At 36.4% G+C, this 19,072-nt stretch carries 15 protein-coding genes; 9 read left to right on the top strand and 6 right to left on the bottom strand.

Annotation, left to right across the window (positions count from 1 at the left end):
• Window positions 1–111 precede the first annotated feature (111 nt).
• The gene (locus WD048_00005; GenBank protein ID MEX0810561.1) at window positions 112–366 is read left to right on the top strand and encodes a DUF433 domain-containing protein; all 255 of its coding nucleotides are present in this window, start codon (window positions 112–114) and stop codon (window positions 364–366) included.
• A gap of 37 nt (window positions 367–403) precedes the next feature.
• Here WD048_00005 and WD048_00010 read toward each other — a convergent pair whose 3' ends face one another.
• Window positions 404–790, bottom strand: a complete 387-nt coding sequence (locus tag WD048_00010; protein MEX0810562.1) for a type II toxin-antitoxin system VapC family toxin — start codon at window positions 788–790, stop codon at window positions 404–406.
• Window positions 791–797: 7 nt separating this feature from the next.
• Window positions 798–1,037: a hypothetical protein gene (locus tag WD048_00015; protein ID MEX0810563.1), complete on the bottom strand. Its 240-nt coding sequence runs from the start codon at window positions 1,035–1,037 to the stop codon at window positions 798–800.
• Window positions 1,038–1,179: 142 nt separating this feature from the next.
• Between WD048_00015 and WD048_00020 the strand changes: the two genes are divergently transcribed.
• Genes WD048_00020 through WD048_00040 form a run of 5 tightly spaced genes read left to right on the top strand, consistent with a single transcriptional unit; the run spans window position 1,180 to window position 9,552 of the window.
• On the top strand, window positions 1,180–2,340 hold the full coding sequence (locus WD048_00020; GenBank protein MEX0810564.1) for a cysteine desulfurase family protein: 1,161 nt from the start codon (window positions 1,180–1,182) through the stop codon (window positions 2,338–2,340).
• 2 nt (window positions 2,341–2,342) lie between these two features.
• Entirely contained in the window at window positions 2,343–3,221 is an 879-nt protein-coding gene (locus tag WD048_00025; GenBank protein ID MEX0810565.1) for a DUF4007 family protein, read from the top strand.
• Window positions 3,205–6,453 carry a hypothetical protein gene (locus WD048_00030; GenBank protein MEX0810566.1) on the top strand — a complete coding sequence of 1,083 codons (3,249 nt, stop codon included), beginning with the start codon at window positions 3,205–3,207 and terminating at the stop codon, window positions 6,451–6,453. The genes WD048_00025 and WD048_00030 overlap by 17 nt, the downstream gene beginning before the upstream one ends.
• Window positions 6,446–7,558: a phosphoadenosine phosphosulfate reductase family protein gene (locus WD048_00035; GenBank protein ID MEX0810567.1), complete on the top strand. Its 1,113-nt coding sequence runs from the start codon at window positions 6,446–6,448 to the stop codon at window positions 7,556–7,558. The genes WD048_00030 and WD048_00035 overlap by 8 nt, the downstream gene beginning before the upstream one ends.
• 17 nt (window positions 7,559–7,575) lie before the next feature.
• Window positions 7,576–9,552, top strand: coding sequence for a hypothetical protein (locus tag WD048_00040; GenBank protein MEX0810568.1), 1,977 nt, complete (start codon window positions 7,576–7,578; stop codon window positions 9,550–9,552).
• Between the two features lie 39 nt (window positions 9,553–9,591).
• On the opposite strand, the gene WD048_00045 is transcribed toward WD048_00040, so the two are convergent.
• The 3 genes from WD048_00045 to WD048_00055 form a co-directional block, all read right to left on the bottom strand.
• The gene (locus tag WD048_00045) at window positions 9,592–12,474 is read right to left on the bottom strand and encodes a tetratricopeptide repeat protein (GenBank protein MEX0810569.1); all 2,883 of its coding nucleotides are present in this window, start codon (window positions 12,472–12,474) and stop codon (window positions 9,592–9,594) included.
• A gap of 110 nt (window positions 12,475–12,584) precedes the next feature.
• Window positions 12,585–15,041, bottom strand: a complete 2,457-nt coding sequence (locus WD048_00050) for a hypothetical protein (protein ID MEX0810570.1) — start codon at window positions 15,039–15,041, stop codon at window positions 12,585–12,587.
• Window positions 15,042–15,543: 502 nt separating this feature from the next.
• On the bottom strand, window positions 15,544–16,347 hold the full coding sequence (locus WD048_00055) for a KilA-N domain-containing protein (protein MEX0810571.1): 804 nt from the start codon (window positions 16,345–16,347) through the stop codon (window positions 15,544–15,546).
• Window positions 16,348–16,427: 80 nt separating this feature from the next.
• Between WD048_00055 and WD048_00060 the strand changes: the two genes are divergently transcribed.
• The 3 genes from WD048_00060 to WD048_00070 all read left to right on the top strand — a co-directional run bounded on the left by WD048_00060 (window position 16,428) and on the right by WD048_00070 (window position 17,491).
• Window positions 16,428–16,859 carry a hypothetical protein gene (locus WD048_00060; protein ID MEX0810572.1) on the top strand — a complete coding sequence of 144 codons (432 nt, stop codon included), beginning with the start codon at window positions 16,428–16,430 and terminating at the stop codon, window positions 16,857–16,859.
• A 2-nt stretch (window positions 16,860–16,861) separates the two neighbouring features.
• Entirely contained in the window at window positions 16,862–17,197 is a 336-nt protein-coding gene (locus tag WD048_00065) for a type II toxin-antitoxin system PemK/MazF family toxin (protein MEX0810573.1), read from the top strand.
• 138 nt (window positions 17,198–17,335) lie between these two features.
• A complete protein-coding gene (locus WD048_00070; GenBank protein ID MEX0810574.1) occupies window positions 17,336–17,491 on the top strand; it encodes an AAA family ATPase in 156 nt (51 codons plus the stop codon).
• A gap of 33 nt (window positions 17,492–17,524) precedes the next feature.
• Here WD048_00070 and WD048_00075 read toward each other — a convergent pair whose 3' ends face one another.
• Window positions 17,525–18,952, bottom strand: a complete 1,428-nt coding sequence (locus WD048_00075) for a DASS family sodium-coupled anion symporter (GenBank protein MEX0810575.1) — start codon at window positions 18,950–18,952, stop codon at window positions 17,525–17,527.
• Window positions 18,953–19,072: the final 120 nt, after the last annotated feature.

Below are 19,072 nucleotides of genomic sequence, written 5' to 3' on the forward strand. Positions count from 1 at the left end.
AACCACCATTACAGAAATAGTTTTAATGCGGCATTTTATAGTTAAAATGGTATAATGATTCATTGAACCAAAATTTTAGTATTTTGGGTTTAACAAGCACAATTAACAGTTATGGATAAGAAACTATTGTCGAGAATTACATTTGATGTCAATCAATGTGGTGGTAAGCCCTGTATCAGGGGGATGCGAATTCGTGTAGCCGATGTGTTGAGCTTGTTGGCCAACGGGTTGACTGCTGAACAAGTCATTCAGGAAATGCCCGATTTGACACCCGAAGATATTCAAGCATCATTACAGTATGCTGCATCAACAGAAAAATTAACCCTGAACGAATACCAACAAAAGCAGAGCAAGGTTGCATTATAAGGAATTAGCAAAGATATTGCAGCAAAAAATGCTGAATTCAATATTTCAGAAGCTTTAGGTCTTTAATAAAGCGAAAATCTTTTTGATTCTTTGTGAGCAGTGCTAAATCATACTCAATAGCTGTAGCGGCAATCAACATATCGGCAATTTGCACTCCATGACTTAATCTGTATTTTTCAAAAAGTTGCACTGATCTTTCTGAAACTGCATGGTTGATTAAAATAATATCAAAATTATTCAGGAATTTTTGAAGTGCTTTAAAATCAGCTTTGTTTTCACAACCTACCATTAATTCAAGTTGAGTAACTACACTCACAGAAAGTGTATGATCAACTTCAAATGTTTTGATTTTAGATTTCGCCTTTTCGATGCCCCGGCTAAAATCAATTAAAACATCTGTATCAATTAGCAGCGTATCGGTCATCTATGGTTTATTTGCCTGTCCATTGTGATTTTCTGACATTCCTGACCCACTTTACACTGTCATTCATTTCTTTTCGGTCTTTCCATCGGCCAAAGAATGCATTTTCTGAAATTCTTTCTCCTGGATCTGCGGAAGGTGTTTTTTTACTGGCATAACGCTCATAAAGGAAGTTTATAAAATCCCTTGCCTGATTCCTGGCCCTGGGCGGCAATTGCTCAAATTTTTCAAAAAGGAGAGAAATACTCATGATATGTACTTTGCTGACTAATGTAAATAAAATAACAGATTTATTGTAGTAAAATTCCAATCCCGGATTCAAATTCACTGTGCGATTCTTTGCATAGAAGAAAGCAGAAGTATTGCTTTAATTTGTACTTTTATCAATGGCTATGCAATATCCCATCTACTTAGACAATAATGCTACAACTAAAATCGATCCTCGGGTTTTGGAGGAAATGATGCCCTTTTTAAAAGATGATTATGGAAATGCTTCGAGTAATCATGAGTTTGGTGTAAATGCCAATAAAGCTGTTAAAAGAGCAAGAAATCAAATTGCAGATTTAATCCATTGCGACTCACATGAAATCATTTTTACTTCTGGAGCTACAGAAGCCATTAATCTCGCTATAAAAGGAGTGCTTGAAAAACACACAGAAAAAGGCAAGCATATTGTTACCGTTTCAACTGAACATCCTGCTGTAATAGATTGCTGTAAATATCTTGAAAGCAAAGGTTTTGAGGTGACTTATTTACCGGTGAATAATGATGGACTTTTAGACCTTGATTTAGTAAAGGAAAATATTAGGGCTGATACTATTTTAGTTGCAGTGATGTTGGTCAATAATGAAACAGGTGTGATTCAACCCATAAAAGAGATAGCAGAATTAGCTCATGAAAAGGGAGCTTTTTTTATGACTGATGCCACTCAGGTTTTAGGAAAAATGCATGTTGATGTTAATGAAATGGGCATTGATTTGATGGCTTTCTCGGGACATAAATTTTATGGGCCAAAAGGAGTGGGTGCTTTGTATGTGCGCAATAAACGACCTAGTCCGACAATATTAGAAGCTTTGATTCATGGCGGAGGACATGAAAGAGGAATGCGTAGTGGCACAATGAATGTACCGGGGATTGTTGGATTGGGAAAAGCTGCTGAAATTGCAAAAACTGAAATGAAAGCAGATGAAGAAAGGATAGGCGCCTTAAGAACCCAATTGGAAAATGTGCTTTTAGAATTGGATGATACTTTTGTGAATGGAAATAGAGCACAGCGGCTCTACAATGTGAGCAATATTTGTTTTAAAGGGGTGGATGCTGAAGATTTAATTCTACAGACAAGAATGAAAATGGCTGTTTCAACTGGTTCTGCTTGTTCCTCTGCCGCTATTGAACCTTCCCATGTTTTGATTTCGATGGGGTTGTCCAATGAATTGGCATATTCCTCAATTCGCTTTAGTTTAGGGAAGTTTAATACAATAAATGAATTAACAGAGGTGGAAAAAATTGTAAAGGAAGTAGTAAACAATATTCGTAAGTTACATGAAATTTGATCATGGATAAATTACATTTTTCAGGACACGATTCATTTATCTGTAAGCAATTCTGGCTTAAGAAAGGTTATGACTTTATATCGGAAAACAAGAGCTTTTCAGATGATACGGCAGTTATAGATTTGGGCGTAGGAAAAAACATGGTTGGCTCTATAAGATATTGGTTAAAGTCTTTTGGAATTGCAGATGAAAATGACAGCTTACAACATGTATCAGACTATTTATTTGCTGAAAATGGAAAAGACCCTTTTATAGAAGATATTGGGACCATTTGGTTATTGCATTATCATTTGGTTGCACAGGGTAAAGCTTCAATCTATAGTTTAGTTTTCAATCAGTTTAGAAAAGAACGCTTCGACTTTACGAAGTCTCACTTGCATAATTTCATTAAAAGGGCATGTCTTGAAACAGAATCCAATTACAATGAGAATACTGTAAATACTGATATAAATGTTTTTCTGAAAAACTATACCAAGCCCAAGACAGGAAAAATAAGTGTAGAGGATGATTTTATTGGATTGTTACAGGATTTGGATTTATTGAAGCAATATAAGCTTACGAATGTTGAGGCTAAAGAATTCAGCAATTGGTATAAGATTGACAATGAGAAAAGGGAAGACTTGCCTTTTCAAATTGTTTTATACGCCATCTTAAATAAACTAAAAGACCAGGAAAATTCTATCTCATTTAAAGAAATGCAAATTGGCTTTAATGCTCCAGGTTTGGTCTTTGCGCTAAATGCTGAAGGGCTTTTCAATAAAATTAAAGCAATAACAGAGTACTATCCTGAAATAATTTTTTCTGAAACTGCGGGCAACCAAGTGCTACAGTTCAAGAGCAAACCTGAAAAATTCGAGGTGTTAAATGACTATTACCAATAATCAAAAAGATTACTCTCGCTCGGTAAATATTATTCGGGACAAGGATAAAAACCTGAATTATATTCCCACGCCCAACGCAAAGGTGGTTTTCAATCAGTTGGCTAAGGATTATCATCTTGGAGTGCGTTCATTCAATATTGTTGGTGCTTATGGCACGGGTAAGTCTGCATTTGTATGGGCACTAAAAAAGAACCTGAACAAGGAACACAACTATTTTTCTGATTTAGAAAAAAGTCAGTTTAAGAATATCAAAGGATTTGAATTCTTTCAGGTTATTGGTGAGTTTGATTCATTAATGGATGCGTTTGCCAATGCTTTCGGATTCAAAGCTAAAGATGATGTTAAGGCACAAGATATCATTCATGAAATTGACAATTTTTATGAAAAGCTTAAAATTGAGAAAAAAGGACTTGTAATAGTTGTAGATGAGTTCGGTAAATTTTTAGAATTTGCTGCTAAAAACAAACCCGATATCGAGCTATACTTTATTCAGCAATTGGCAGAATATGTAAACAATACTGAAAGGGATATTTTGCTGCTCACTACCCTACACCAAGATTTCAATGCGTATGCACTTGAGCTGACAAAAGCACAAAGACATGAATGGGACAAAGTGAAAGGCAGGTTAAAAGAACTTACTTTTAACGAACCCGTTGAACAGTTGCTCTATTTAGCAGCCGAACAACTTTCCAATAAAGAACTTACGCAAAAATCAAGCACTCATTTTCCCGAATTATTCAAAGCAATTAAAGAGGCAAAAGTCTTTCCGCTGAGAGATTACTTTAATGAAGATTTTGCTCAAAAGCTTTTGCCTTTTGATATTTTGTCTGCTTCCGTTTTAACATTGGCATTGCAGCGCTACGGCCAAAATGAAAGATCGCTTTTCTCCTTTATTGAGTCAAATGATCATTTGGGCATTCAGGATTTTGATGGAAAAGAAACCTATTATAATATCAGCAATGTGTACGATTATTTATTGCACAATTATCATTCACTGCTAAGCACTAAATTCAATCCGCATTACACACAATGGGCGGCAATTCGTGCATCTATAGAAAGATCGGAATCACTAATGGAATCTGATTTTAATGAGGCAGCAAAATTGCTTAAAACAATTGGACTGCTCAATATCTTTGGAAGCGAGGCTGCTGTAATCGATAAAGATTTTCTTTCTAAATACGCCCGGTTTAGTTTAGGTATAAAATCTGCTGAAAAACTCATTGATCAGCTTGAAAAGCTCAAGCTCATTCGGTTTACCAAACACTTACGTAAGTACAATATTTTTGAAGGTACCGACTTGGATATAGACCTTGCTATTGATGCAGCCGGAAATTTGGTTGAGCAAATTTCCGATGTTGTTTATCATTTAAAAGAGCATTTTGAATTTCCTTATATCCCTGCCAAAGCTGTTTATTACCAGAAAGGCACACCGCGATTTTTTGAATTTGTATTAAGCGAGGCCCCGATTAATGAAGTTCCTGAAGGAGAAATCGATGGTTTTATCAATTTGATTTTCTCTGAAAACCTTTCATCTGATGAACTTAAAAAACATGCTCAAGAAAGCAATGAGGCTATACTTTTTGGCTGGTATAAAAACACATCTGAGATTAGGAATTTGATTTATGAGATTGAAAAAATCAAAAAAGTACGAGAGCAAAACTTAGATGATAAAATAGCCAAACGTGAATTGGATTCCATCATTCAGCACCAGGCCAGATTGCTCAACCACTATGTTATGGGTAGCCTGCACAACGCTTCTGCTCCTGTGGATTGGTACTTTCAGGGAAAGAAAATCAAGCTCAAAGACAAAAAATCCTTTAACAGGCAGCTTTCTGAAATATGCGACAAGGTATATAGCCATACGCCTGTTTTTAAAAATGAATTACTGAATAAAACCAATGTTTCAGGAGCTATATCTACTGCTCGGAAAAGCCTTATCGAAAACCTGATCAATAACTGGCAGGAAATAGATTTAAGCTTTCCATCGGATAAGTTTCCTCCTGAAAAAACCATTTATCTCAGCTTGCTGAAAGCAACTGAAATACATAAAAAAACCAAAGAAGGTTTTGTGCTACAAAAGCCAAGTGAGGAATCTTTTAAAGCACTGTGGGCTGCAAGCATTGAATTTTTGGATTCTGCAAAATCCAATAAAAGAAATCTAAAAGATTTAAGTGATGTCCTGTCCAAACGACCTTTCAAACTGAAAAAAGGATTTATAGATTTTTGGTTGCCCATTTTCCTTTTTATCAAAAGGGATGATTATGCACTATTTGGCGAAAGCGGTTACATTCCTGAGCTCAGTGCAGATTCACTGAACTTGATTGTTAGAAAGCCTAAAGATTACACCATTAAGTCATTCGATGTAGATGGTCCCAAGCTCAATCTTTTCAACAAATACCGAACTCTGCTTGAGCAAAACACAAAGCAGAAAGTTTCAAACAAAAGCTTTATTGAAACCATACGCCCGTTCTTTATCTTTTATAAAGACTTGCCCGATTATGCAAAAAACACCATGCGGCTTTCAAAAGAAACAATCGCTTTGAGATCGGCTATTGTTCAGTCCAAAGAGCCTGAAAAAACCTTTTTTGAAGACTTCCCCTCTGCACTTGGTTATTCTATGGTTCAGCTTCAAAAAAATGAAAAGCAACTTGAAGTATATGTCAAAGAATTGCAAAACCATATTCGTGAATTAAGAAGTTGCTATGATGAACTGATCAATCGTTTTGAAGCTTTTATTCAGGAAAATATTCTTTCTGAAAACCTGGCATTTCCAGGTTATAAAGAAAGATTACAAAACAGGTTTAAGCAAATCAAACCACACTTATTATTGCCGCAGCAAAAAGTGTTCTATCAAAGATTAAACTCTGCTTTAGACGATCGTAAATTATGGTTGAGTTCTATGGGGCAGGCCATAGTAGGGAAATCTTTAGACCATATCAGCGATGATGATGAACAAAAATTATACGAAGGTTTTAATGATATAGTTATTGCGCTTGACAATCTTTCAGAGATCAGCAGTGCAGATATTGACGCTGAAAAAGAAGATGTTTTTAAGATTGAGATTACTGATTTTGTAAAAGGATTGCGTAAAAATCTCGTTCGGGTACCAAAAGGAAAAACCAAAAACACTGCGGCCTTAGAAAACAAAATTAAAAGCAGCTTAGACAAGGATCGTCAGGTAAATATTCATATATTAGTAAAACTATTAAAAGAACAATTGCAAAATGACTAAAGTACGACACGTTCTCGGAATATCAGGAGGTAAGGACAGCGCTGCACTTGCCATTTACCTGAACCAGAAATATCCTGAATTGGATATTGAATATTATTTCTGTGATACGGGAAAAGAGCTGGAAGAAACCTATAATTTGATTAAAAATCTTGAAAGCTATCTCGGCAAAAAAGTCATTAAGCTGGAAGCAGCAAAAGACAGCCATGAAGATCCTTTTGACCATTACTACAAGATATTTGGCGGTTATCTACCCTCTTCAAATGCGCGTTGGTGCACAAAAAAACTAAAATTAGATCCTTTTGAAAAATATGTAGGCGATGATCCTGTAATATCCTATGTAGGAATTAGAGGGGATGAAAACAGGGAAGGCTACATCTCCAAAAAATCCAATATCCAATCCATTTTTCCTTTTCGGAAAAATATTTGGAGCGAAGATGTAGTTCGCAAAGTCTTGAAAAACGAGCAGATAGATCAGTTGACACAACGCTATGAGAAATATGCAGATGCCAATAAACTAAACCGTATTTACGAAATCGTAAAAGAGCCTGTTTCGCCTGATTTTGATCAAAAGCAAAAGCTCAATGCATTGCTCGACCTGGGCATTCAAACTTTCAACCAGGTGGTTTATGATTATTTGAAAGAAACAGAGTATCCGCTTGCAGATACACCTGATTTCCCATTGATTGACAATGAGGATATTTTAGTGCGCGATGATATTTTCCGCACCTTGAGGGAAAGTGGAGTGGGCGTACCAAAATATTATGAGAAGGTCACTTTTGAGGTGAATGGAGAAAAAGGCGAATACGCGCGCAGCCGCTCCGGCTGCTTTTTCTGTTTTTTCCAGCAAAAAATAGAATGGGTCTGGCTCTATGAGCAACACCCCGAGCGTTTTAAACTGGCCATGGAATATGAAAAAGAAGGCTATACCTGGATGCAAGATGAAAGATTGGAAGAATTGATAAAACCAGAGCGCATTCACAAGATTAAAGAAGATGCTTTGGCTCGTTCTAAAAAAGCAAAAGACAAAAAGGAAAACAATTCTCCTTATTTAATGGACAAATTAGCTGAGGCTGAAGGCGAAGGCTGTGCAGCTTGTTTTATATAAATATATAATGATATAAAATGCAATACGAAAGTCTAAACTCTTTAAATGAAGATAGTTCACAAATAATTGTTGTGAACCGTATAAAAAGAATTATTGAAAAATACTCTGATGTCTGGAGAGTCTTTCATGAGCCAATTCAGAACTCAATAGATGCTATTCAAAAACGCAATGACATTAGGGAAGGAGCGATTCAAGTTACAGTGAAATTAAAATCCAATATAGTTACAGTGCAAGACGAAGGAAGTGGTTTTCCTCAAAACTTCCAGTTATTACTTCCTGATGGAACTGACAAGATAGATCAATCTGATACAATGGGATATCAGGGTGTGGGGTTGAAAAGTGTGATTTATTCTTCAAACAGATTTCATCTAAAATCTAAGTTAAGTGACGGAAGCATGTGGGACGTGGAAATTTCCAATGCGGCTAAGTACCTTGAAACTGAAGGTGCTGATGATGCCCCCATATCTATTGGAAACGGAGGTTTAGATGAACAAGGTACTTTAATTGAAATTGAATTTGATAATAACCTTGTAATATCTGCATTAGAGGAAATTTTAGACATTATTCTATACTCGGAGAGTAACTTTAGGTGGAAATGGCCTGAGGTGCAACAACAAAATTTTCATTTAAAAGATAAGAGTAAAGCAGATATGCTCTTGTACCTACTTAGGTACTATTTTACTACCCATACATATATTGGTTCAGTGCATAAATTGATGAACACAAGGCTCAGAAGTAATGAAGACGTATATGCTAAGAAAATTAATATTGAAATCAAACTTGACTTTGAAGAACTTGAGACTAGCGATGTTAATGATGAGTTTTTAAAAGAGGTTATTTCCGAACTATCTGAGGAAGAAAGAGTACTTAAATTAGAACTGAAGAATAAATTTATAGACTTTAACAATATCATTGATTCTGTGCGTTCAGAGAATCCTAGAGTTGTCCCTTTCAATATTCATGAATTTGATATCCCACCGGGAGGTAGAGTTGGAAATCCTGTATTAAAGAGTCAGGTGTATTTGAAAACATTTACACCAGACTATTCAAAAAATGAAGATGATTATGAAGCTAGATATAAAGAGTTTTTAACCCTTATAAACCCAGGCTCAATTGATCGTTACGATCGTAACAAGCGCAGGTTTAAAAACTTTTTACCAAATATCATGGGTATTTATATTTTAATTGGCAGAATGGATTACTATGAGCAATTCTTGGGTAATAATTACGGTATTAAGCTAATCGCTGCTAATGGAATTCCAACACAACATGAATTGACCGCACGTAGTTCGAATCAATCATTTTATTTCAATCCTATAACATTCATATTAAATGTTGATGGAAAACTCAATGAAGGTAAGACTGAGCTCATAAACACAGGGCTTCGCAGAAAATCTGTAGAGTTTTTTAGAGAAGCTTTTGAATGCACACTTAATCGTTTGACTAAAGAGTTTGTAAATAAAACCCCAAATACTAGCAAAATTGAGGACTCCAACTTTGTCCAACAAGATGATATTGATATACCGGGTGTTGATATAAAAAAAATTCCTACTGATGAAAATACACTCATCGCTTTATTTTATCAGTTATTGAAGGTAAGAGAACAAGAACTGCCGACATATGGATTGTTAAGCCAGGGTGTTTTTGATGGAAAGTTTGTTTATGAAGATGGTAATGTGAGATCTGAAAATGATCTTTTATCACTTGAATTCAAGGTAAATTGTTCTAATCTAGTAGATGATTTTGACAACCCTAACAACCCTAAAGTTCTTATTAACTGTGATTTACTTATTACATGGAATGACAGGTTAACAACAACACAACAACAAGATTGGAGGATTGTAAATAGAACCTCTGTACAAACGAATGATCTTGTCCAATCAAGATGTCCTGATTGGATTACTACTCTTATCAGAGACAAAGACCATAATTATAAACCAATAATCATAGTTAAAGACTGGGTAGATGAATTGAACCAAGCAAACTCTGATTAACTATCTTCATCATTACACAATATTACTTGAGTATCGCAGTTACTCCTCAAAACTATCCCAAGCTGCCTGTAACAAGACTTCTGCTGATGCGTTTTTGTCAAATTTAGTATGCCTCATCCAAGCGGCAAGCCAATAAAAAATGAAAGTCTGACTCTTTAGATCGGGACCTCCATTGAGAATGAGCACTCCTTGTAATAAGTATTTCATAACTCTATCCTTTTCGGTAGCATGGGGAAGACTATACACCACACCACCAATAAGGTGGGCAACATTCAAAAAAGCAGAGAAGTAAGAGAGTTTTAAGTTTGGATCAATCTTATTCCTAAAGCCCTCTGCCCAATCAAATAATAAATAAGCATGGTCAGTAAAGCTTATCAACTTCATTATCAAAATTGCCTTTCCTGATAAATCAAAAGGGATTTGATCTAAGGGATTTGGGTTATTTGGATGGCGGCTCAAGAATTCATTCACCTGATAACTTAAGCTGTGCAATACCAAGGAAAAAGCTTCTTCATTCAATAAATCATGCTGAGCAAGCTCAGGCCTTTCCAGCACAAATCGACCAAGTTCAGAAAAGGAATTACCTAAATATTCCAGTTGCCCTGTCCTTTTAAACCCTTCAATCGCCTTAAAATAATACTCTAAGCCGCTCATATCCCCCTTCTGGATTAAGCAATTTGCTAACTGATGATAACAGCTGTACAAGTTGGTATCATCATTTATCTTTTTCTGATTCTCAATCGCCAGAGTATAATATGTTATGGCATCTTGAAAATTACCATTATCAGCAAAAGCATGAGCAATCTCCGAATCTAAAAGAGCAAGATTGCCCAAGCTACTCACGCTAACAATTTCCTGATCCATTTCTTTATTTCCTCGTTCATTCTCGTACTTTTGGAGCAATAAAGATTTTGCCTCCTTAAAAAATTTTATCGCAGCTTCTATTTCACCCTTATCCCGTGCCACTCTACCTTTCATCCAGTGACAGTCCCTTATAGCACTTGTCTCATTTGAGCTCTTGGCTAATTGACATAGTTCTTCACATGTATTTTCAAATGCCTCAAGATCATATTGCCTGAGTTGCAGTTGGGCGAGATAAACATATTGCGTGCTTGCTGAACTTATCTCACCCAGTTCAATATTTGCCCTAATTCCTTCTTTCGCTATTTTTATTCCATGCCTAAAGTACCCCCGAATAAAGCAGAATTTACCTAAAGCTCCTGCTATACCCGCCACCACTCTGAAATAATCCTCTTTAAATTCTTCCTCTTTCCTTTCCTCTACTAATTCAATCATCTTCGTTGCAATCCAAAATGCTCTCAGAATGTTGGGGAACTCTGACTCCATTCGGATTACACCGAGTTCCGTAGGGCCTTTTAGTGCAGATTCAATATAATGATGAGCAATCACATTAGCTTCAATCATTATATTGATTAACTGTTCTCGCTGTAGCTTGACTCCTTTATCTTCAGTTTCCACGCTAGCCTTGTCAAATAAGAACTTTTCAACCGGATTGGCTATAAATAAGCGTTCAAAATCCGTGGCATCTGTCTTTCTCCGTGCAAAAAAGAATTGCTCCAGTACCGCCACATCTTCATATAAAGAGTCACGGCTTTCTTCCAAATATCGCAGTTTAACTCCTCCGGGGTAGAATTTAGCAATATGCAAAAGACCACGCTGATCTGAGGTTAGACTTTCGTAAGCCAAACTGAGACATATGGAAAGAGCTGTTTTCTTATTGTGTTTTTGACGCATTGGTTGCTTGAGCGAATCATTCCTCTGAAGTTGCTTCATGACTCGTTTTGCAGATTTGTAGAAGCGCAAAAGTCCTGAAATGATTTTTAGACTTAGCGGGTGTCCCCCTGAGAATTTAACAAACCACTCAATCTCGCCCGCTGTTAAAGCTATTTCCTCCGGTGACAACTCCTGTAGGATCAATTGGCTTGCTTCTGGCTCAATTCCCTCCAGTTTCAAGACGGTTTTCTCAACATCCATTAGTGATATATCTACCTGAGTAGTAATCAGCAGTTGAACCTTTTCAGTTTGATTCATTAAAGCGGAAATAAAGTCCTCGGCTTTATCCCGATAGCTAATTAGGAGTTTCTCAAAACTATCCAAGGCGATGGTGATATGCAAATCTCTTAAGGCATTAACCAATGAATCGGTCACCACTTGACCCGTAAGCTCAGTAATAGCATTGGACATTTGAAGTATTAGGTCGTCCAACGTTTCTAAGGATTCAATATCAATCCATACCAGCGGAACATGATATTTTACATTATCAAGTGTCTGAAGTAATAATTGAGTTTTCCCTATACCTCCAATACCTTCAATCACCACCACACGTTCAAATTCCATGATGTGCGTGAGTTCAATTAGTGCTTGTTCACGACCAACAAAAAAAGGATGTGGTTTTGGAGGTAAGAAAGAAGCTCTGTAGCTATCTTTTTCCTGACGTAGGCGTTGCCTCAGAATTTCAATTAACTGATTCTTTCTTTTGTGAAGCTCTTCAATGGACACCGTCCCTCCATCAATTTCTCCATGGATTCCTTTGTAAATTCTGATGAGGTTATGATGATGATGGTTCCTGCATTCCGCATAGGGAGTTATGTGAGCATTTTCCAGCGGATATCCCTTCCCTGTAATAGTGCACTCTCCATTGCTTTCGGTGTGCAGATATTCCTGAATATAAGAAGGAATTGCAGGACGCGGCTCATTGGACTGTGCCCAAGGTTCTTTTAGATAATTATTAAATTCATCCAGCTCATTCTCCTTAAAATAATTGATTCCATCCTTTACAATCGTATTTAACTTTTTCCCGTCAACTTTTGGAGAATTGCGTACATAAGCCATTAACAGAGCTTTGGTGATGCCCAGGTGGATAGCGGCTTGAGTAACATTGAGAAGAGTAGTTGATGACATTTTTAATCACTTACAAATTTTATCAGCTGTTTCGTTATAAAATTCAAACCTCCATTGGTATAATTTTCAGTATGTTTTTTTACCTCTTAACTTACAGACCAACCATTAAATCAATCTCCTAAACTACTCATCAACTGTTCCATCCCAAAATTCAAGATAAACTCGGAGTAATAATTATCAAACACATCCTGAAGATAATCATCAAGACTTACAGGTTTATCCTCTTGTCCTTGTACCGCTTGCAAAACCCGGTAGCCGCGTTTACGGGTGATTGTATATAGAAACAAGGTGTGAAAGTAAACTGAAGTGATGTATTTTTTATGGGCAGTATTTATTTGCTCCTCATTAATGTTTTTGATTTTGCTTTTGTAATTTTTAAGCACTCTACTATCCATGTTGATGAATATTTTTTCAAGCTTTTCTCCACTCATCTGGGGATACATCACATTTGGAAAGTCAAATTCGATTCCTTGTTCTGAAAGTTTTTCCCAGGTAGTACCACCTTTATCTTCTTCATTTTCTTGCTCATATACTAAAACATAATCTGGAAGGCCAATATTCGGTACTTTGTCATCTTCGTCTTTTTTAGACTTCTGTTTTGGTTTTTCAGGATCTGCAATTTTAACCCAAAAAGTTTCTTCAAACTCTTCACCTGTACCGTCTAATGTGACTTTGAGCTGAATCATTTCACCAACCTTTCTTTCTTTTTTAGGCCCCATAGTGACTTTAATAATTCCATCTAGTGGACTGCTTACATCAACATTTAGAATGTCTTCTGGATCCTTGGGTTTTCCAGGACTATCACCACCTTCACTTTCATTAGAACTGAAATTTAATAATCCAATTTTGAATTTACCTGGTTCTTCCACCCGGTCAAAATATTGGTTTTCTACATCTGTCTCAAACTTTAGTGTTTTTTCTCCTCCCTTTGGCAATGCAGCAACAGGTGTCTTGCCATCATTTTTAGCTTTTAATTTGAGATAGCTTGGAAATCGCTCAGGCTGAAATGGCTCTTCTTTATTCCTTTTCTTGGATTCTTTTTTGTCTTGTTTCTTTTTTTTGCTTTGATCAGAAAAGTCAAGTTTAAATGTATCATCCAACAACTTAAAAAGCTCACTATCTTTTGGTATTTCTTTTGAGAAGTCTTTCAACAATTCTTTGGTATCACCTCCATCAACTGAAATAGAATTTTTTCGTTTTTTTTCAATTTCTGCCAATCGACTTTTACTCAACTTATCAGATAGAAATTTTCTGAGAATTTGTGTTTCTTCGCCATGTTTTAACCTGTCTCGAGAAGCCATAAAAAGCTCTTTACGAAACCCATAATTCATGTTAGTACAATCCACATGTATTAAAACATGGTTTTTTAAAAGATTCATTTTTAATGAGCGAGAAATAAACTCATAAGTATAATGACCATGGACCTGCCCATTCAAAGAAAACAGTACTGACATGTTATTTTTAAAAAAACGTTTTTGAATATTTTCTCTTGTTTTTTTAACGCTATTATCCTTTGTACGGGCTTTAAAAACATAACAAGTTACTTTTGTTTTTCCTATACGCTCATGACTATAGTTTTCAGAAAATGATTCTTCTACATAATCATTTTCAGTTTGTTCAAGCCTTCTTTTTAATCCAAAAAGGTCTAATTCCAAGACTTTATTATTAGGGTACCTTTCTTTTTTGTCAACTGTCAAAATTGGTAAAGCTGGCTGAAACATGAACTCATTGATGCTTTGGTTTAAGTCTTGTGCAAATCCAGAGTATCCAGAAGGGAATTGATAAGAATAAAGCTTTACAATGGTTCCAGTTTTAAAGCTTCGATTGTGCAATTTCAAATCAAGTTCATCTATTGGGAAAGAAGGTATTACTTCATCAATTACTAAATATTCATACCACGTATTCTTTTTGGTTTCTTGTTCTTCGAGTGAAAATGGATGTTCTCTCACTAAGGTAAACCCAAATTCACCATTGGAATTCCACTTTTTTGAAGCAACTAATTGATATCCTTTTTTACCACAAAAAACTATAGCACCACTACCTCCCATATTGTATTTACCCTGTACAAAATGGATTTCATTTTTATTCCCTCTTAATAAAGACAGGAATGTATCTTCAAAATCTTCAGGGTTTTGACCTTCACCATTATCATAAATTATTACAGATGATTCCCTTGGCGGGCCATCAGCTACTATTTGTATTTCTTCTGCTTGCTTTCTTCTTTGTGAGGCAATATCCCAGTATTCTGAACTTTCAAAAAAATTATTGACTGCTTCGTCCATACTTTTTGGAGCAGTAGGACTTTTAGGATCAATTCCTTTTTCATAACACTTACGCATTAATGTTGCGTCAATACTGTTAGTGATTTTTTCAATTAACGAAGCAATTGGTGATGCTTGCTGATTTTCAATAACCCCAAAATTATTTTCATTCCCTCCTAATGGTCTCCAATTTTCTGGATTATTAAATATTGTGGGATATTTTTCTAAAACTATATCCAATTCAGGCTCTGTACCTGCAGAATATAGTTCATTGAAAAGCAGCTCTAATTCCTTTTTAGTATTCAAATTGATTCGGTTTTAAATGTGCAAGGTAAAAAGCTCTGTATCATATTCTATCTTCTGACCACGCTACTTTATTCAGCATTTATAAAAATTAGTCAAAATGATAAAAAACATTCTGCTATAATAGAGAATATGAAACACTAATAAAAGAATTTCCCATTTTAAGCGCAAAAATATATCTTGAGAAAAATTGAGTGAATGGTTTTACGCGCTTTAATAAACCATAAATATTCCTCTCAACCCATGACCAAACCAAAAAAAAATCAACCCTGAACGAATACCACCAAAAGCGGAGCAAGCTTGCAATAAAGGAAGTAGCAAAGATGTTGAAGCATCCAAGCTCGTATGAAGAAGTGAAATCACAGATTCAACAGCGCCTGAAAGGGTAGGGAAGGAAAAGGGCTTTTTGTTCTTTCCGTAATTGATAAGCTAAGCCAAATGTATCTTCTTTAGGCTTTCCAATCCATTCGCAAGGCATTTCCGTTTGGCCTACAAAAGGTCACTATCATTTCAATTTTCTGGTTTTGTTTTTGTGATTCAGTAAGGACTTCAATTGGGTAATGGCCATTTGGTTTAGCTGCTCTAGGCGTTCGGGCTGTTCTATTCCCTGATGGATCAACAAAGCATTAGTGCTTTCCATATTGGATAATACGACCAATTGTTCGAGAGACGCATAGTCTCTAATATTCCCTTTTTCATCAGGGTTTTCTTCACGCCATTGTTTAGCTGTTTTGCCAAACAAAGCCATATTCAAGACATCTGCTTCATTGGCATAGATGAAAGAAACTTGTTGTTTTGAGAGTTTTTCAGGTATCAGTTTCTCCTGAATAGCATCTGTGTGGATGTGATAATTAACTTTGGCCAGTGTGCGCTGGAAATTCCATTCAAGTTGCTTTGTACCTGTTTCTTGTTTTTTAAGGCGCTGAAATTCTACAACCAAATACAATTTGAATTCGGCACTTATCCAAGAAGCAAACTCATACGCTATATCACGATGAGCATAAGTTCCTCCATATCTACCTGCCTTTGATACAATGCCGACTGACTTGGTTGAATCAATCCAGCGCTTAGGTGTCATACTAAAGCTGTTTGATCCTGCCATATTTTTAAACCCATCGAATTCGATGGAATTAAAATCAGGATTATTTAATTGTTCCCAGAGCCCAAGAAATTCGATTGTGCTTCGGTTACGCATCCAATTTTGAAGAATATAGTCGCTTCTTTCTTTATCCCTGTGTCTGGCAATATCAGTGAGAGAGATGTAATCATCATCTTTAATTCCACTGACATTCACAGATAAACCTTTCACTTGTATTTGCCTGTTTTTTGCCTAAATTCCATGCAGTAGCTTAAGAAACTTTACTGTCATTAAAAACGTATCTTTGTAATATGGTACATCAATTGAATTATTCCAGGGATATTCTTGAAACATTTGGAGTACTTTCTTCTTTTAATTTGGCAGAAGCCTTTTGGGAAAATTACGAAAGCTTTGCTGTTCAAAAGATCAAAAATGCCAACCTCAAATTAAGAGGGGCATTATTCTATATCAAAGGTCTTTCACATAAGCAGGCTGAAAAAGAATTGCAAACACTATCGCAAATCATGCCTGTAATAGAAAAAGTAAGAAATATGCTCGAACCTGTTAAGGGTAAAGAGTTTAAGAATTTCAAAGATGCAAGCGAGGAGTTTTTTGAAACCGTAGATGTGCTTTACGAAAGTCTTATTGAAATTGCAGATGTGCACAGTTCCTATAAAAGTAGCATTCCGGTACTAAAAGCAGATTGGGACAGCGATGCTGATGCGCATTGGGATAATTATTGACCATGAAATACAATCAAGGCGATATTGTGCTTATTCCTTATCCATTCACTGATCTTTCCAAGACAAAACAACGCCCGGTTGTCATTATTTCCAAAAATTCGATCAACAAAGAGCATTTTATTGTAGCTAAAATTACTTCCGTTATCAGAAACGATCGGTTTAGTTATCAAATAAAGCAGGATTTTATTGATAGACCCTTAAGAAAGAAAAGTGAAGTAAGAACCAATGAATTGTTCACCGTTCATAAATCTTTAATCCTTAAGAAATTCGCTTCTTTTGATAAAACATCTTTCTTAAAATTATCAGAGTGCATTAAGGAAAACATTTCTGTAGTTTAGCCTCAAATATTCGCAGTGCCTATGCTTTAAATCAAATTACTTTCAGCTTAAAAATAAGCTCAATAGTTTTCATGATGCGATTTGATTCCAAAACAAGGTATTTATTTTAAATAAGCAATTTAGAATAAATAGGTAGATATGTTTAGAAACAAACTTAAGGATTTGATCCAATGGAAGGATAAAAAGCACAGAAAGCCTTTGATACTAAACGGAGCAAGGCAAGTGGGCAAGTCTTGGCTGGTGAAAGAATTTGGAGCAGCACATTTTGAAAATATTGCAATACTTAACCTATAAACCTGAGTTCGGAAATTATTTATTGCTCAGCTCTTAAATATAAAACCAAGCCCAGGCCATTACAAAGGCAAAAGCTACAATTGGTGCTACAATAATTAGGAAAATCCCGCCCGGATAATAATCTTTTTGTTCGATCAATCCCGTTGCGTAGGAAATGGCATTGGAAGGCGTGGAAACCGGCAACAAAAGCGCACTGGAGCAGCAAATGGCCACAATTACCGGAGTAGCAATTCCAAAACTGGCGGGCAAAGCCACACTCAATGGCACTAAAATAGAAGAGGCTGCTGTATTGCTCATCACGTTGGAGGTCAGTACGCCAATAAGGCTAAATATCACCACGATAATAGCAATGGGCAATGGCCAGCCCAAAACAAATCCCATAATGATTTCTGCCAATCCCACATCTACAATGGCAATGCCCATTGCCAATCCTCCTGCAACCAACATTAAGGTGTCCCAAGGCAATGTGCGCACACTTTCTGCACTTACTACCTGGGTGAGGGTCAGCAGCACAATCGGTACTGCGGAAGTTGCGGCAATTGGCACTCCGTGCAAGGGTTCGCTAAGCCAGAGTAAAACCGTAACAACAAGCGTAATCAATACCGCCATGCGCTTTTTGGGATTTACATCATTTTCGATTTTTGTCAAACTGCTCGTATCAATTTCAATATCCGAAAGCTTAAAGCGCTTGGTCAGAAATTTCCAAAACAGAAAAACCAATAAAATTGCAGTAGGAAAACCCACGGCCATCCACTCAATGAATGTAATATTGATGCCGATTTCCTGCAAAGCCCCAATGGCAATGGCATTTGGTGTACTCCCAATAATAGTCCCTACACCGCCCACAGATGCTGCTGCGGGAATGCCCGTGAGCAGGGCAATGGAATAGGGAGAGGATTTTCCAAGATTTTTCACCAATGGCACAATGGACGAAATCATCATGGCAGTAGTGGCCGTATTGCTCATCACCATGCTGGCAAATGCCGTGGTGTACATCAGTCCCAGCAATAATTTTTCAGGATTTCCGCCAAATCGCTTTACCGTAAATCGAAACAATTCCCTGTCCAAACCCACCAAGCTCATTCCTTTTGCAAGAAAAAACCCACCGAGCAGCAACCAAATTACGCTACTGGTCCAGGTGCCGATGTATTTATCTACAGGACTGCTTTCTGTCAATAAAAAATCTGTACCAAAGCCAAAGGCGAGCATGGCAATGAGGAAAATACCAACGGCAAAAGGCGGAATAGATTCGGTAATCCATAGCCCTATCGCCAAAATGGTGAGGAAAAAAACATAATCCACCGCATCGCCATAGCCAAGCGAGCGGAAAAAATAGGCGATGATTAACGCAATGATAAAATTACCCGTGAAAGTAGAGGTGTTGAAAACCAAATCTAATTTCAGTCGCTTGTAAATTTTGATTGCGGCATTGCGCGAATCATTTATAAATGGATATTGCATGTTTTAAGATTAAGTGGCCATAAATTTACCCATAGCTATGTTTTTAACAATCTTTGGCTATCATAAAATTAAAGTGCTAGTTTTTTTTCATTTTTTTGTCGGCTAAAGATAGGCCAACTC

The sequence above is a fragment of the Chitinophagales bacterium genome (assembly GCA_040877935.1).
GTDB lineage: Bacteria > Bacteroidota > Bacteroidia > Chitinophagales > CAIOSU01 > JBBDNB01.

What these genes read in the sequence shown, in the direction of transcription:
- WD048_00010 (MEX0810562.1), bottom strand. Translation starts at nt 790, where the DNA reads ATGACCGATACGCTGCTAATTGATACAGATGTTTTAATTGATTTTAGC.
- WD048_00005 (MEX0810561.1), top strand. Translation starts at nt 112, where the DNA reads ATGGATAAGAAACTATTGTCGAGAATTACATTTGATGTCAATCAATGT.
- WD048_00015 (MEX0810563.1), bottom strand. Translation starts at nt 1,037, where the DNA reads ATGAGTATTTCTCTCCTTTTTGAAAAATTTGAGCAATTGCCGCCCAGG.
- WD048_00020 (MEX0810564.1), top strand. Translation starts at nt 1,180, where the DNA reads ATGCAATATCCCATCTACTTAGACAATAATGCTACAACTAAAATCGAT.
- WD048_00025 (MEX0810565.1), top strand. Translation starts at nt 2,343, where the DNA reads ATGGATAAATTACATTTTTCAGGACACGATTCATTTATCTGTAAGCAA.
- WD048_00070 (MEX0810574.1), top strand. Translation starts at nt 17,336, where the DNA reads ATGTTTAGAAACAAACTTAAGGATTTGATCCAATGGAAGGATAAAAAG.
- WD048_00060 (MEX0810572.1), top strand. Translation starts at nt 16,428, where the DNA reads ATGGTACATCAATTGAATTATTCCAGGGATATTCTTGAAACATTTGGA.
- WD048_00040 (MEX0810568.1), top strand. Translation starts at nt 7,576, where the DNA reads ATGCAATACGAAAGTCTAAACTCTTTAAATGAAGATAGTTCACAAATA.
- WD048_00045 (MEX0810569.1), bottom strand. Translation starts at nt 12,474, where the DNA reads ATGTCATCAACTACTCTTCTCAATGTTACTCAAGCCGCTATCCACCTG.
- WD048_00035 (MEX0810567.1), top strand. Translation starts at nt 6,446, where the DNA reads ATGACTAAAGTACGACACGTTCTCGGAATATCAGGAGGTAAGGACAGC.
- WD048_00075 (MEX0810575.1), bottom strand. Translation starts at nt 18,952, where the DNA reads ATGCAATATCCATTTATAAATGATTCGCGCAATGCCGCAATCAAAATT.
- WD048_00030 (MEX0810566.1), top strand. Translation starts at nt 3,205, where the DNA reads ATGACTATTACCAATAATCAAAAAGATTACTCTCGCTCGGTAAATATT.
- WD048_00065 (MEX0810573.1), top strand. Translation starts at nt 16,862, where the DNA reads ATGAAATACAATCAAGGCGATATTGTGCTTATTCCTTATCCATTCACT.